We start from the raw sequence: 14,289 nt of genomic DNA on the forward strand, positions 1-14,289 counted from the left end.
TCACCTCTTACCCAAAGAAGGTCCGCATAAACCAACGGTAGATGCGTCTCCATACGGGAACGTTGTCAAAGATGTCGCCCCATAAGTCGTAGTAGTCACGTTGTTCAATAATCCGTCCGTCTTCATGCAGTGTTAAACGTGTTGTACCGTACATTCTCGTTTTCGGAGAACGGCGAAACGACATCGTCATGATCCATTCCATGAGGATGACGTTGTCGTTCTTATTGATGTTTAACAGGTCCATTTCGAGGGATTTGGTTCGTTTTGTTAGACGATTGCACATCTTTTCAAAATTGTCGAATCCTTCGACAACTTGAATTGAGTCTTGAAAGCGAATGTCTTCGTGGTAAAAAGGAAAGATGTGGGACCAATCTGGCTTGCCATCTTTGTTATAGGTTTTCGACCAGTATTCTTTAATGGTTGCTTCGGTTAATGTGGGAATGTCGTTCATGGTTCACCTCGTTAGGAAATGTGGGAGGATATATCGTGTAGGGTATCGTTTTTAGCCTTGGTACCAGGAATGATACTACAGCAGTGGACAGCTTTATGGAATACATGTAGATTGATGTCTTGATGGAGATATTCGTATTTCAATACATCGGGAAACAATAGATCGTGGGTTCCCGCGTATATGTGTAGTGGTTGTGGCAACTCGTTCTCTTCATATAAAGGTGATGCGATCGGGTCTTTTGGACGATTCAGCGCATAATCGTTACCGCACTTTTGTAAGCCTTTAACCGAAAGAATGGGATCTTTCTTAATCAAATATTCAATGCCTTCGTTGGTCGTACTAACATCCAACCAAGGAGATAGTAAGAAGAGTTCCTTGATGGTGTTGTGGGGCATTTGATGAGCTACACTGAGGGCGAGACCGCCACCGGCGCTATCGCCACTAAGGTAGATTGATTGAATCTTATTTGTAGTCATCAACTCATGAATGCATTCAATGGTTTTAGGGACGGTAACATCCACAGTACCTTCTGGTAGTAGTGGATAATCAATGATGTGTACAGTTGCATTACTTTTGTTGGCCAAGTCACGAGCAAAATCAAAGTGCATCTTCATCATTTGATTTTTATAGGCACCCCCATGAAGATAAATGACATGGTGGTTGGAAGTTTTGTTAAAGGAGTAGACATCAAGTCCACCATACGTACTTTTCACCGTATCATTTGGTTGGGAAATGGGAAGTGTATTTGGTTTACGAATGGAACGATCGAGTAATGTTGATCGCATAATAAATTTTGAGATTACCAATAACCATCGTACCATTGAATTGGATGGATGGGATTTATGGACAATATTCATAAGGCACCTCCTCTTGATTATTATATCACACTTACCCCACAAGTTAAGGTAGATGATACTGAGAAATTTGTTGATGATACCGTAAATCAAGCAATAAAAATAATAGGACTCGATGTGAGTCCTATTTTTGATCTTGTTGTTGGATGTATTCGGTGAAAATATCTAGTGTTGCTTGCACGGCTTCGATTTCAATCGCATCCACCGTATCATGAGGTGTGTGATAGACACTGGCGCGTTCATTGTTGTTCCACGGCATTGCCATTAAGGTTGTTGCTTTGACACCGACTTTCGCGAGTTCAGCGGCATCCGTTCCACCAGTTAAAAAGGCGATGGGTTGATGTTTAGCTGGATAGCCTTTTTGCGTCGCAATGGTAACGAGATCCTTCGCAAGTTCGGTGGATAACTCCACACTGCCGTTGATGTCACTGGTTAAGAAGAATACGTCTTTTAGGTAATAGGGACAATCGACATTTAGTAAGGTTGTATCGAGTTCTTGAAACTCTTGCTTGTGAGTTTTTGCATACGCTCGAGCCCCACGTAAACCTTCTTCCTCGGCATCGAAACTGGCCATAATTATCCGCGTATGTTGCAGTGGATTATTTTTAAAGTATTGTCCTAGTTCGAGTGTCATCGTACTTGCAATTAAGTTATCTCCAGCTCCAGGAGTTCCGTTTTTGGACGCAAAGAACCACATTTGTCCCGTTAACAAGAATCCTGCGGTTACGATGATTGTTAGTACGAGCTCTACTGTTGGAAGATCGACGATGACATTGAAGACTCCTACAAGTAACATGAGCACAATTAATCCTATCCCTCCGGTAACTCGAAGATTGTATAATTTGGGTTGATGGATAAAGAAGTTAAAGATCCGTGCACTGTCGTGGTGGCCACTGACAATGATTTGTCGTTTAACGTCTTGCTCTGGTTCAATCGTTCCAATCACATTACATCCGGTTTTCTTGGGATAGAAACGATCGAGTAACGGTTTATATAAAAAGAACTGTAGGACCAGAATTAGCAAACCTAAAACAAGAAGAATGACAGTTACAAGTGGTTGATTTAACCACAATAAAACTCCTCCAGCTAAATATAACACAACTAGGATGCGAATCCATCCTAAGAAGGCTCCTTGATAGAGGAAGAAGTGTTCTTTTTCAACCTTATCAGTCACAGCTTCCATCTTTGATGCAATCGCATCAGCCGCATTTAAACAGGCGGACGTTCCCGCAAGGCGGGGACCAAATTCATCAATGATGGTTTGAGTGTTCTTTAAGGCATTGTTAGCCATTGATTGTAGTGGTTTCATACGATCACCTCTTATATGGTTTATGATAAAGGGACATAATTGTCACTGTTCGTTTACATTCATATTGAGTATAATAAATATGGTTATGTAGGGATAACCGCGGATAGGAAGGAAATGGAAAAAGGAATCGATGGATTCCTTTTTTATTTTGCTTGGATTTCTCGCTGTTGTTGTTTGAGTCGTTTGTTCATGATGAAGCGTTTGAAGAATCCCGTTAAGAACAGGATAATGATATTGATTAATACGATACTGGCACCTGGTGGAACACTCAGTTCATAGGATATCCAGGATCCGAGTAATACCGATAACTCACTAAAGAGAATCGCGATTGTGATGGTATTACGGAAACTTTTACCGACTTTCATTGCAGCAGCGACAGGAATAATCATCAATGATGATACAAGCAATACCCCAACAGTAACAATCGATAATGAAACAACAAGTGCTAAGACCAATGTCGACATGAATTGGAATCGATTGATTTTAATGCCAACGAGTTTGGCGTACGCTTCATCAAACGATACCAAGACGATTTGTTTATAGAATAGAACAATCATTAAGATGACGGTTACAGCAACGACTAAGATTAGGGCTAAGTAATCACGACCTACGGTAAGCAAACTACCGAATAAGAAATTATAGATGGAGGAGTTCCATCCACCCGCAAGACTGATGAACAAGGCACTCAGTGCGGTCCCTAAACTCATAACAATCGGCATCGATATTTCTTTATAGTTGACATAGTATCCCCGTAAGATCTCAATGATAAAAGCTCCGATAACGGCAGCAATAACAGCAAGGTATAAGGGGTCCCCAATAAAGACAAGACCTAGGGTGTTGATTAAGAACAAACCAATCGATAAACCAGCTAAGCTAAAGTGGCTTAAGGTATCGGCGATAAACGATAGACGACGGATAACAACAAACGACCCGATAAGCGGAGTGATGAATCCTAGAATCAACCCGGCGAAGAGAGAATATTGGAGGAACTCATAACGGAAGAGATCAAGGATAAAGGAGCCTTCGCTAGCTAACAGCATCATTCGTCTTCCCCTCGCTCAACTTCTCTAAATACCCCTTCACCATTGTGAATCGATAAGACATGGGATAGATTGGCTTTCGATTCATGAATGTTGTGGGTAATTAGGATAATCGTTATTCCTCCGGCATTGAGTTCGTTGACTAATTTATAGAATGCTTCGACATTCTTTCTATCGACACCAACGGTCGGTTCATCCAAGATTAACATCTTGGGATCGTTCATTAAACTGCGAACGATAAAGACGCGTTGTAATTGGCCACCTGAAAGGTTATTGATGTTTTCGTTTTGGAGTTCTAAAATCCCGCTTTTATCGAGTAATTCTAAGAGTTTGTCTTCACTGATATCACGGACGTTGGACGCACTTAAAATCTCGTTGACAGTAATTGGAAATTCGTAGTTGAAATCGTCAAATTTCTGCGGGACGTAACCAATGTTGATGAAGTTGGTAAAAAGCGATACATCGATATCGTCTAAGAAAATTTGTCCTGGTGCGACTTTGTTAATTCCTAGGATGCATTTAATCAAGGTTGATTTACCGGCACCGTTGTTTCCAATAACCGCTAAAAAATCCCCAGAATTAATCTTCAAGGAGATGTCTTTTAATACGGTCCGATAGTCGTAACCAAAGGTTAAATTTTGAATTAGTAATCGCACAAGTCCACAACCTCTTTCTAAATTTCTCTATTCTCATTATATCATAGATTAACCGTATTAATAATGATTTAATGTTTAAAATTCCGGCAAAATATGCGATAATATGATAAGTAGTAAAGGAGTGTTCATTGTGGCAGGAAAATTTATCACATTTGAAGGACCAGAAGGGTCCGGAAAAACATCCGTCATCAAAGCCGTACGAGATTTTCTCGTATCCGAAGGTTATGACATAGTAACAACAAGAGAACCCGGTGGAACAAAAATAGCTGAGGATATCAGAGACATCATTTTAAGTAAAGAGAATACGGAAATGAATGCCCATACTGAAGCCTTGTTATATGCCGCTTCTCGTAGTCAACATTTCACCGAAGTCGTGGTTCCCGCATTAGAGAAAGGACAAATCGTCATCTGTGATCGCTTTATTGATTCGAGTTTAGCTTATCAAGGATATGCCCGTAATCTAGGCATTGACGAAGTATTCGAAATCAATCGTTTCGGTATCGGAAACAAACTTCCCGACGTAACGATTTTTATTGATGTTCCCCCCAAAGTTGGACTCAAACGCGTCTTTGACAACACCGGTCGTAAAGTCGATCGCTTGGATTTGGAATCCGTTGAGTTTCATGAGAAAGTCTATCAAGGCTATCTCTTATTAGCTGATAAATTCAAAGATCGCTTTGTTGTTGTCGACGGTACCAACGACGTCGAAACCGTCGTTGAAGATACGATTCAAATATTAAAAACATACTTATAAATAAACTAGGTGAGACCCATGGCTTTTGATACCATCAAACAATCGCAACCCCATGTCGTGCAATTACTTGAAAACAGTCTAAAAAAAGACCGTCTTTCGCATGCGTATTTGTTTGAGGGGGAACCCGGTACGAAAAAGTTTGCAACAGCAATCTATTTCGCCCAGATGTTACTCTGTAAGAGTGAGGACAACAAACCATGTCAAACCTGTAGTAACTGTCGTCGGATTAAACAAGGGATTCATCCCAATGTTTACATTGTTGAACCCATCAAAAACACGATCCGGAAACAACAGATTCAAGACCTACAAGAAGAGTTTTCCAAAACCAGTATTGAACCCGGTAAGAAAATCTACATCATCAAAGACATAGATACGATCAATCAAAGCGCAGCGAATTCACTTCTTAAATTTTTAGAAGAACCTTTCCCAGGAATTCATGCTATCTTAACCACCAACAATATTAGTCGGATGCTGCCGACGATTGTATCGCGGAGCCAAGTCGTTCAATTCTCATCGCTCAGTAACGATATCATCGCTCAAGAACTCGAAGACGCGGGATACGATTACGATACAGCGCGAATTCTATCACATTTAAGCAATAGTGTTGAAGACGGAATTGCCCTCGCATCGACCGAGTATTTCCTCGATATTGTCGATGCGGTAAAAGAAATTTATAAACGAATGTCGATGCCGCATTCATCACTCGTGCTTTACTTTAATGAAAATCATAGTATAATATACCAAGATAAAGAGATTAGCGTGCTCTTTTTAGCCTGTATGACGTTATATCAAAAAGATCTGATTCATTTCCAAGAAGGAGATCGCGCTCACATTGTGTTCTTACAAGAGGAAGAACACATTGCCCAAATTGCCAATCAAAAATCAAAACAACGCCTGATTAAAGAATTGGAAAGTATGTTGGCCTTACAATCACGAATCAACTCCTACATCAACGAACGCCTCGCATACGACAATCTACTACTCGAACTAGAAAGAAGGTAATACCATGGCCAATACCGTTGTAGGTATCCGTTTTAAAACGGCTGGTAAAAAATATTATTTTGATCCCAAAGACTTAGATATTCATTTCGGTGATAAAGTTGTCGTGGAAACGATCCGAGGCTATGAACTTGGCGAAGTCATTGAAGATATCAAAACCGTCGAAGACAAAGAAATTATCTCCGCATTAAAGCCAGTCTTACGTAAAGCAACCGACGAAGACTTAAAGAATCATGAAAAGAATCTTGAAACGATTCCCGAAGACTTGAAAATTATCGCCGAAGCCATTAAAAAGAATGAGCTTGACATGAAATTACTCGGTGCGGAATACACGTTAGACCGCTCGAAACTCATCATCTATTTCAACGCCGATGGACGCGTTGATTTTCGTGAACTCGTCAAGGATCTAGCCAATGCATTCCGCCTGCGGATTGAACTACGTCAAGTCGGTACTCGCGATGGTGCGAAGTTTCTCGGAGGAATTGGTCCTTGTGGGTATTTACTCTGTTGTAATACGTTCTTAGGGGACTTTGAAACCGTCAGTATCCGCATGGCGAAAAATCAAAACCTATCACTAAATCCAGCTAATATTTCCGGCTTGTGCGGAAAATTACTCTGCTGCATCAAATACGAAAATGACACCTATACCGAACACCGTCAAGAACTACCCAAAGTTGGTAGCCATGTCAAAACCAAAGACAACGAACGCTGTAAAGTCATCGGTGTCAACATCATCGAAAAAACGGTCCGTGTTGTCACGGAAGAAGATGGTGTCAAAACGTTTAAAGTGGAAGACCTAAAACATATCGAGCAATACGATAAACAAAAAAAGAAAGACAATAGTGGCGAATAAATGGATGAAGTGATTCATGACCTTCTAGGGTATGATGGCATCAAAATCATCCAACGTCCCGATATGTTCAACTTCAGTTTGGATTCCACCCTTCTTGCCGATTTTGTCACCCCGCTTAAAACGACAAAACAGATCATTGATTTAGGAACTGGGAACGCACCCGTTCCCCTTTTTCTATCATTGAAAACGAAGGCACAAATCATCGGTATCGAAATCCAAGAAGAAGTGTATGATCTCGCCAAGCGAAGCGTTGAACTAAACAACCTACAAGATCAAATCACCATCTTACAGAAAGACATCAACAACATTCACAAAGAATTTGAAAATGGGGCATTTGACATCGTTACTTGTAATCCCCCGTTCTTCAAATACAAAGAAACATCCAATATTAACGACAGTGACTATAAAACCATTGCCCGTCATGAAGTCTTAATCACCTTAGAACAAATCATCAAAGAAGCAAAGAGACTCTTACGGACCAAAGGTAGTTTATACATGGTTCACCGAACCGAACGATTCATCGATATTATTGAAGCCTTGCGTGCTCAACAGTTCTCGTTAAAACGGGTCCGCTTTGTCTATCCCAAACAGGGACAACCATCAAACATGGTGTTGATTGAGGCGTCCAATAATGGCAATACGGCCCTCACGTTACTCGAGCCACTCTATGTTCATAATGCAGATGGCTATACCGATGAAATCAATCGTATCTTTGGCTATGGAAAGGAGTGATGGGATGAACCGACAAAAAAGCTTTGTAGATTCCAAACCAACTCTATTTCTCGTCGCCACGCCGATTGGAAACATGGAAGACATCACCTTTCGTGCCGTAAAAACACTGCAAGAAGTCGATGTCATCTTCTGTGAAGATACCCGTGTATCGGGGAAATTACTCCATCGATATGAGATTAAAAAACCACTCAAATCCTACCATGATTTCAATAAAGAAGTCGGTAGTAAAGAGATTTTAAACCACCTTCAAGGAGGAGACAACGTCGCGCTCATCAGCGACGCTGGCATGCCTCTAATCAGTGATCCGGGATACTACGTCATCCAAGATGTGATTCACGAAGGATACCACGTGGTATCGATTCCCGGAGTCAGTGCGGTCCTTACCGCAATCAGTGTCAGTGGACTGGTCCCGCATCCGTTCTTGTTTTATGGGTTCTTAGATAGTAAATCTACCAAGAGAAAACAAGAATTACAACAACTAAAGCACTATCCCGAAACCCTCGTCTTTTATGAATCCCCGCATCGGATTCATAAAACAATCAAGGATCTCTATGAAGTGTTTGGGGAACGGAAACTTACCCTTGCTAGGGAACTCACGAAAAAGTTCGAAGAAGTGATTCGGGGAACCACCAAAGACATGCAAGAGATTGACGATATCAAAGGGGAAATGGTGTTGGTTGTCGAGGGATATCAACCCTCAACTGAACAACCAACTACGACCATCCTAGAAGATGTCCAAACCTATATCAAAAACGGTCTTTCTAGTAAAGACGCAATCAAAAAAGTGGCCAAAGAGCGCAATGTACCAAAAAACGATGTGTATATGGCCTACCATCAAGAGTCGTAAAGGAGTGATACTATGGCTCAAAAAACCTTTTACATAACAACCCCAATTTATTACCCGAGTGGAAAACTTCACATCGGGAACTCTTTCACAACCGTATTTTGTGATTCGATTATGCGGTATAAGAAATTACGGGGATACGATACCTACTATTTAACCGGTATGGATGAACATGGACAAAAAGTAGAGACGGTGGCCAAAGAGCTTGGACGCAGTCCCCAAGAACACGTGGATCTCATTGCCCATGACACCAAAAAACTTTGGGAACTGCTCGATATCGAATATGATGATTTTATTCGTACGACACAGCCACGTCATGAGAAAGTTGTCGAAGAAATCTTCGAACAACTCTTAGGACAAGACGACATCTACTTGGGCCACTATGAAGGACATTACTGTATCTATGACGAAAGTTTCTTCACTGAAACCCAATTAGAAGATGGAAACATCTGTCCCGACTGTGGTCGTCCGACAAAACTCGTCAAAGAAGAATCGTATTTCTTACGGTTATCCAAATACGAAGACTGGTTACTTCAATTTATCGAAGAAAACCCTGACTTCATTACGCCTGAAACAAGAAAAAATGAAGTTGTATCGTTCATCAAAAATGGTCTTCAAGACTTAAGTGTATCCCGCACCAGTTTTGACTGGGGCGTCAATGTCAAATCCAATCCGAAACACGTTGTCTACGTCTGGGTCGATGCCCTAAGCAACTACATCACCGCCCTAGGTTATGGTAGTAAGGATACCACCTTATATGATAAGTATTGGAAGGGTGACGAAGTCCTACATGTTGTCGGTAAAGACATCTTACGTTTCCATGCGATTTACTGGCCAATTATGCTCCATGCGATTGGCGTACCTGTAAACTTTAAATTATATGCCCATGGTTGGTATTTAATGAAAGATGGTAAAATGAGTAAATCCAAAGGGAAAGTCGTCTATCCCGATGACTTAGTCCCTCATTATGGACTAGACGCGATGCGTTATTTCTTACTCAAAGAAATCCCCTATAGTGGTGACGGCGTCTTTACTCCAGAAGATTTCATCGCCCGGATCAACTATGATCTAGCTAATGACTTTGGGAATTTACTTAACCGAACCATCAACATGATCAATAAATACTTCAATTCAAAACTAACCAAACCAGAAAAATCCTACTTCCCATTTGATGAGGAGTTAAAAGATACCTTGCAAGCATCAATTGATTCCTATAAAGAAGATATGGACGAATGGAAAGTATCGAGTGCGATTCAGCACATCTGGACAACAATCTCAAGAAGTAACAAATACATTGATGAAACGATGCCTTGGGTCCTCGCAAAAGACCATGACAAACAAGCAGAACTCAACAGTGTTTTATACAACCTCGTCGAAGCATTACGTCACATTGGTATTTTACTAAAACCGATCCTTATCAATGCCTCACAAGGACTCTTTGAACAGTTAAACATCCCATCAACTCTACAAACCTGGGATTCACTAGATTTTGGATTACTAAAAGAGATCCACGTAACCGACAAACCACAAGCCTTATTCCCGCGGTTGGATAAGAAAAAAGAAGAAGCCTTCATCACCGAGTTACTAAATCCGGTGAAGAAGGAAGAACCAAAAGAAGAAAACTTCATTACAATCGACGACTTCACAAAGCTTGAACTCGTCGTTGGTGAAGTCCAATCCTGTAAAGCTCATCCAAACGCAGACAAGCTTTTAGTATCACAAGTGGACACAGGAGACCGCGTAAGACAAATCGTCTCTGGTGTATCAAAATACTACACCCCAGAAGAAATGGTTGGTAAAAAACTCGTTGTTATCAAAAACCTAAAACCAGTCACTCTCCGCGGTGAATTAAGCGAAGGTATGGTTCTAGCAGGAAGTAACAAAAAAGCCCTACAATTAGTAGAACTAGATCAATTAAAACCAGGAGATAAAGTATCGTAAAAGTAGCCTAATTGGCTGCTTTTTTTGATACACCAAAGGACACCCGTTTGCCATGTAACCACAAAGTCGTATATATATACAGAGAAAATCATCACGTTTTTGCTGTGAATTAATACTTTTTGACATGGCTATTTGCTGTTTATTTAGAATGCGTTATAATATAACTAATAGTATATGTAGGAGGGACCTATGGCACATAATACCAGCAGAGGTGGATATGATAAATTAGTAGAGCGTTTAAACAAATTTCCACAAGGTGTTCCACCATCTGACACGTTATTTCAGATTTTACGGTTATTGTTTTCCGAAGAAGAAGCAAAATTGGTTTCATTGTTACCCATTAAACCATTCAGTGTGAAAACAGCCGCAAAAGCGTGGAAAAAACCACAAGATGAAACGAAAGAAATATTGGATGAGTTAGCTTCTCGAGCATTGTTAGTTGATTTAGAACGAGACGGAAAGACGACATATACCTTACCGCCCCCTATGGCAGGATTTTTTGAATTTAGTATGATGCGTATTGGTGGGAAGATTGATCAAAAAGTTCTTGCGGAACTGTTTTATCAATACATGAATGTAGAAGATGATTTTATCATAGCATTGATGTCGTATGAAACGCCAATTGGAAGAACTTTTGTTCAAGAGGAACAAATCAAAGAAACCAGTGTGGAAGTCCTTGGCTATGAACGTGCAACCGAAGTTATCAAAACCGCATCTCATATCGGTATTGGTACTTGCTACTGTAGACATAAAATGGAGCACGTGGGCAAAAACTGTGACGCACCAATGGAGATTTGCATGACATTTAACGGCACCGCTTCATCCCTTATTAAGCATGGATATGCAAAGGAAGTTGATGCAGAGGAATGTTTGAGATTATTGGATGTCGCAAAAGAACACAATCTTGTTCAATTTGGAGACAATGTCCAACAAGAGGTTGCGTTTATCTGTAATTGTTGTGGGTGTTGTTGTGAAGCGTTAGTGGGTGCTAGAAAGCGAATCCCTTCCCAAGCAATTGCTACTTCGAATTTCATCTGTGACATTATCACAGAACACTGTACAGGTTGTATGAAGTGTGTGGATGTTTGTCCTGTAGAGGCACTACGTATGGTATCAAAAAATGACCCTCACAAACCAAAAGCAAAAGTAGCAGTCTTGACAGAAGAGTATTGCATTGGTTGTGGTGTTTGTAAAAATGTATGTAATTTTGATGCTATTGAAATGTTACCTAGAGACAAGCGAGTCTTAACACCGGTTAATATGGCACATAGAGTAGTACTAGAAGCAATTGAAAAGAATAAGCTACAAAACTTGTTCTTTGATAATCAAGCACATTTTTCACACAGAGCAATGGCCTCAATTCTAGGTGTAATCTTAAAACTATCACCCATCAAGCAACTATTGGCTTCTGAACAGGTGAAATCAAAATACTTGGTAAAATTAATTGAGCGCAATAATCAAAAGATAATTAACTCTCATGTTAAAAACTAATATTTCCTTCTTTTAGAATTAACAACAACGAGCCGTATCACAAATGACCTAGAAGAATACGGAATATAGCATATTTGGTACTTTCCTCACAAGAAAGTGCCTTTTTAATTGCAATATGTTAAAATGGATAAAAGGTGTGATAGAATGAACAACCAAGAACAGGTTACTAAATATTATGATAGATTCAGTAAGATTTATAATTTAATCTCTTCAAAAAGGTATTACCATAAAATAAGGCAATTTGCTATTAATCAATTAGATATTCAAAAAGGCGATATAATACTCAATGTACCGTGTGGTACAGGAGTAAACTTTTCATATTTCAATAATTACTTGCAAAACTCAGGTAAAGTTATCGGAATTGATTTATCGGATGGTATGATTAGAAAGGCAAAAAAAATGATACATAAAAAGGAATATACCAATTTCGAGATTATCAAGAAAGACGTAACTACTTTGAATGAAAGTTGGAGAAAATCTATTCTAAACAACGAGAAGTTTGATCTGATTCTTTGTGATCTAGGTTTGTCAGGATTTCCAAGTTGGAAAAGTGTTATAAAAAACCTGTACTCATTATTGAAAGAAGATGGAAAACTTGTAATTTTCGATTTTTATATTGAAGAAGACACTTTTAGATCAAAATACATTAAGTTTTTTGGTAAGGGTGAAGTGAATAGAAATATCCCAGAATATGTATCGTCTACATATAGTGATGTTACAATTAATCAATCCTTTAAAAAAGGTGACATGTTTGTTGCTACAATTATAAAAACTACTTAGTTATAAATAACTAACTGGAGGAAAGAAAGATGCTTATAAAAATTTATACAATTATAGTAATAACACTGTTCTATTTGATTTATTTTGGGAAGATGTTCATTCAAAGTAGAAAAGGTATTAAAACCAACCAACTTGGTAAATATAAGCATAACAAGAGAGTTGTGTTCCAAGAAATAGTTTTAAGAATTATAACCACTACAATTGTTATTGTACAAGTAATTTCTATTATACTAAATTGGTCTTTATTAAATACCACATATAGGTATGTAGGCCTTGTAATTGGAACATTAGGAGTTATTGTGTTTTTTATCTCAATTGTTACTATGAGAGACAGCTGGAGAGCTGGATTAACCGATGATAAAACTGAACTAATCACCAAAGGGATATACGGCTTTAGTAGAAATCCAGCATTTTTAGGTTTTGACTTAGTTTATGTTGGAGTATTATTATCATATTTTTCTTACTTTCTTTTGATAGTGAGTGTAATTGCTATAGTCTCTTTACACCTTCAAATACTAACTGAGGAAAAAACACTACCTTCAGTCTTTGGCGAAGATTACAAACAGTATTTTCTCAATGTTAGAAGGTACTTTGGAAAAAAGAAAACAGGAATGTAAAGCCTATTTTTAATATTTCATTCTATGGTATAATTATATTATGAATGGAGTGATTACTATGAATGAATGGATCTTTAATAATCCAATATTAGCTGCACTACTGGGAACTATGTTTACTTGGGGTGTTACAGCCCTTGGATCATCATTAGTATTCCCGTTTAAAAACGTTCCTAAGAAGGTTTTTAATGGGATGTTAGGTTTTAGTGCTGGTGTTATGATAGCTGCATCATTCTGGAGCTTATTAAATCCTGGAATAGGATTAGCAGAAGAGTTACAAGTGAACTATGCGCAAGGGACTTTTCAGTATATACTCTTTACACCATGGTTACAGGCTGTGTTAGGATTTCTTTCAGGAGGGTTATTCATTCTTTTGATTGATAAATATCTTCCACATGAACATATTGAATCTCATCATAAGGAAGGTTTGCCTTCATCATGGAGAAGAAGTGTACTCTTGGTATTAGCAATAACTCTTCATAATATTCCTGAGGGGTTGGCAGTTGGTGTAGCGTTTGGGTATGCAGCAAGTGCATTTGGGACCTCAACAGCAGCGTCTGCTGCTATTGGTGGAGCTGTTGCCTTAGGAATTGGAATAGGTCTTCAAAACTTTCCGGAAGGAGCAGCAGTATCAATTCCATTACGTCGCGAAGGAATGTCTAGAAGAAGAGCTTTCGCAATAGGGCAATTTAGTGGTATGGTAGAGCCAATCGCAGGAGTTATTGGTGCTTTTCTCGCAATCTCTATGAGACAGATATTACCATTCAGTTTGTGTTTCGCGGCTGGGGCAATGATTTATGTTGTAGTTGAAGAATTGATTCCAGAATCTCAAATGTTAAAAACAACGAAAATCGCCACCATAGGCGCAATGATTGGGTTTTCAGTTATGATGATGTTGGATGTAGCTTTAGGATAGAACATCGTAAAATAAAAATACCCTTTTCATATAAAATGAAGGGTATTTTTTAATT

General features: G+C 39.1%; 15 protein-coding genes. 10 read left to right on the forward strand and 5 right to left on the reverse strand.

The window, feature by feature from the left end:
- Window positions 1-7: 7 nt before the first annotated feature.
- From G4Z02_RS05490 to G4Z02_RS05510, 5 genes are all read right to left on the reverse strand, one after another.
- Entirely contained in the window at window positions 8-451 is a 444-nt protein-coding gene (locus tag G4Z02_RS05490; protein ID WP_258877004.1) for a nuclear transport factor 2 family protein, read from the reverse strand.
- Window positions 452-462: 11 nt separating this feature from the next.
- Window positions 463-1,308 (reverse strand): alpha/beta hydrolase, encoded by an 846-nt coding sequence (locus tag G4Z02_RS05495; RefSeq protein WP_258877005.1) that lies wholly within the window; start codon window positions 1,306-1,308, stop codon window positions 463-465.
- A 121-nt stretch (window positions 1,309-1,429) separates the two neighbouring features.
- Window positions 1,430-2,614, reverse strand: coding sequence for a M28 family metallopeptidase (locus tag G4Z02_RS05500; RefSeq protein WP_258877006.1), 1,185 nt, complete (start codon window positions 2,612-2,614; stop codon window positions 1,430-1,432).
- A 143-nt stretch (window positions 2,615-2,757) separates the two neighbouring features.
- A complete protein-coding gene (locus G4Z02_RS05505) occupies window positions 2,758-3,657 on the reverse strand; it encodes a metal ABC transporter permease (RefSeq protein WP_258877007.1) in 900 nt (299 codons plus the stop codon).
- Window positions 3,654-4,310 (reverse strand): metal ABC transporter ATP-binding protein, encoded by a 657-nt coding sequence (locus G4Z02_RS05510; RefSeq protein WP_258877008.1) that lies wholly within the window; start codon window positions 4,308-4,310, stop codon window positions 3,654-3,656. Before G4Z02_RS05510 ends, G4Z02_RS05505 begins: the two co-directional genes overlap by 4 nt.
- Before the next feature lie 130 nt (window positions 4,311-4,440).
- Between G4Z02_RS05510 and tmk the strand changes: the two genes are divergently transcribed.
- The 10 genes from tmk (at window position 4,441) to G4Z02_RS05560 (ending at window position 14,234) form a co-directional block, all read left to right on the forward strand.
- Window positions 4,441-5,064 carry a dTMP kinase gene (tmk, locus tag G4Z02_RS05515; protein WP_258877009.1) on the forward strand — a complete coding sequence of 208 codons (624 nt, stop codon included), beginning with the start codon at window positions 4,441-4,443 and terminating at the stop codon, window positions 5,062-5,064.
- Between the two features lie 18 nt (window positions 5,065-5,082).
- Window positions 5,083-6,066, forward strand: a complete 984-nt coding sequence (holB, locus tag G4Z02_RS05520; RefSeq protein WP_258877010.1) for a DNA polymerase III subunit delta' — start codon at window positions 5,083-5,085, stop codon at window positions 6,064-6,066.
- A 4-nt stretch (window positions 6,067-6,070) separates the two neighbouring features.
- Window positions 6,071-6,916, forward strand: coding sequence for a PSP1 domain-containing protein (locus G4Z02_RS05525; RefSeq protein ID WP_258877011.1), 846 nt, complete (start codon window positions 6,071-6,073; stop codon window positions 6,914-6,916).
- Complete coding sequence (locus G4Z02_RS05530; RefSeq protein ID WP_258877012.1) at window positions 6,917-7,648, forward strand: tRNA1(Val) (adenine(37)-N6)-methyltransferase; 732 nt, start codon at window positions 6,917-6,919, stop codon at window positions 7,646-7,648.
- Between the two features lie 4 nt (window positions 7,649-7,652).
- On the forward strand, window positions 7,653-8,495 hold the full coding sequence (rsmI, locus tag G4Z02_RS05535; RefSeq protein ID WP_258877013.1) for a 16S rRNA (cytidine(1402)-2'-O)-methyltransferase: 843 nt from the start codon (window positions 7,653-7,655) through the stop codon (window positions 8,493-8,495).
- Window positions 8,496-8,507: 12 nt separating this feature from the next.
- On the forward strand, window positions 8,508-10,433 hold the full coding sequence (gene metG, locus G4Z02_RS05540) for a methionine--tRNA ligase (RefSeq protein WP_258877015.1): 1,926 nt from the start codon (window positions 8,508-8,510) through the stop codon (window positions 10,431-10,433).
- A gap of 189 nt (window positions 10,434-10,622) precedes the next feature.
- Entirely contained in the window at window positions 10,623-11,924 is a 1,302-nt protein-coding gene (locus G4Z02_RS05545; RefSeq protein WP_258877016.1) for a 4Fe-4S dicluster domain-containing protein, read from the forward strand.
- A 144-nt stretch (window positions 11,925-12,068) separates the two neighbouring features.
- Window positions 12,069-12,704: a class I SAM-dependent methyltransferase gene (locus tag G4Z02_RS05550; RefSeq protein ID WP_258877017.1), complete on the forward strand. Its 636-nt coding sequence runs from the start codon at window positions 12,069-12,071 to the stop codon at window positions 12,702-12,704.
- Between the two features lie 29 nt (window positions 12,705-12,733).
- The gene (locus G4Z02_RS05555) at window positions 12,734-13,321 is read left to right on the forward strand and encodes a methyltransferase family protein (protein WP_258877018.1); all 588 of its coding nucleotides are present in this window, start codon (window positions 12,734-12,736) and stop codon (window positions 13,319-13,321) included.
- 58 nt (window positions 13,322-13,379) lie between these two features.
- Window positions 13,380-14,234 (forward strand): ZIP family metal transporter, encoded by an 855-nt coding sequence (locus G4Z02_RS05560; RefSeq protein WP_258877019.1) that lies wholly within the window; start codon window positions 13,380-13,382, stop codon window positions 14,232-14,234.
- Window positions 14,235-14,289 lie beyond the last annotated feature (55 nt).

The organism is Candidatus Xianfuyuplasma coldseepsis (genome assembly GCF_014023125.1).
Taxonomy (GTDB): domain Bacteria; phylum Bacillota_I; class Bacilli_A; order Izemoplasmatales; family Izemoplasmataceae; genus Xianfuyuplasma; species Xianfuyuplasma coldseepsis.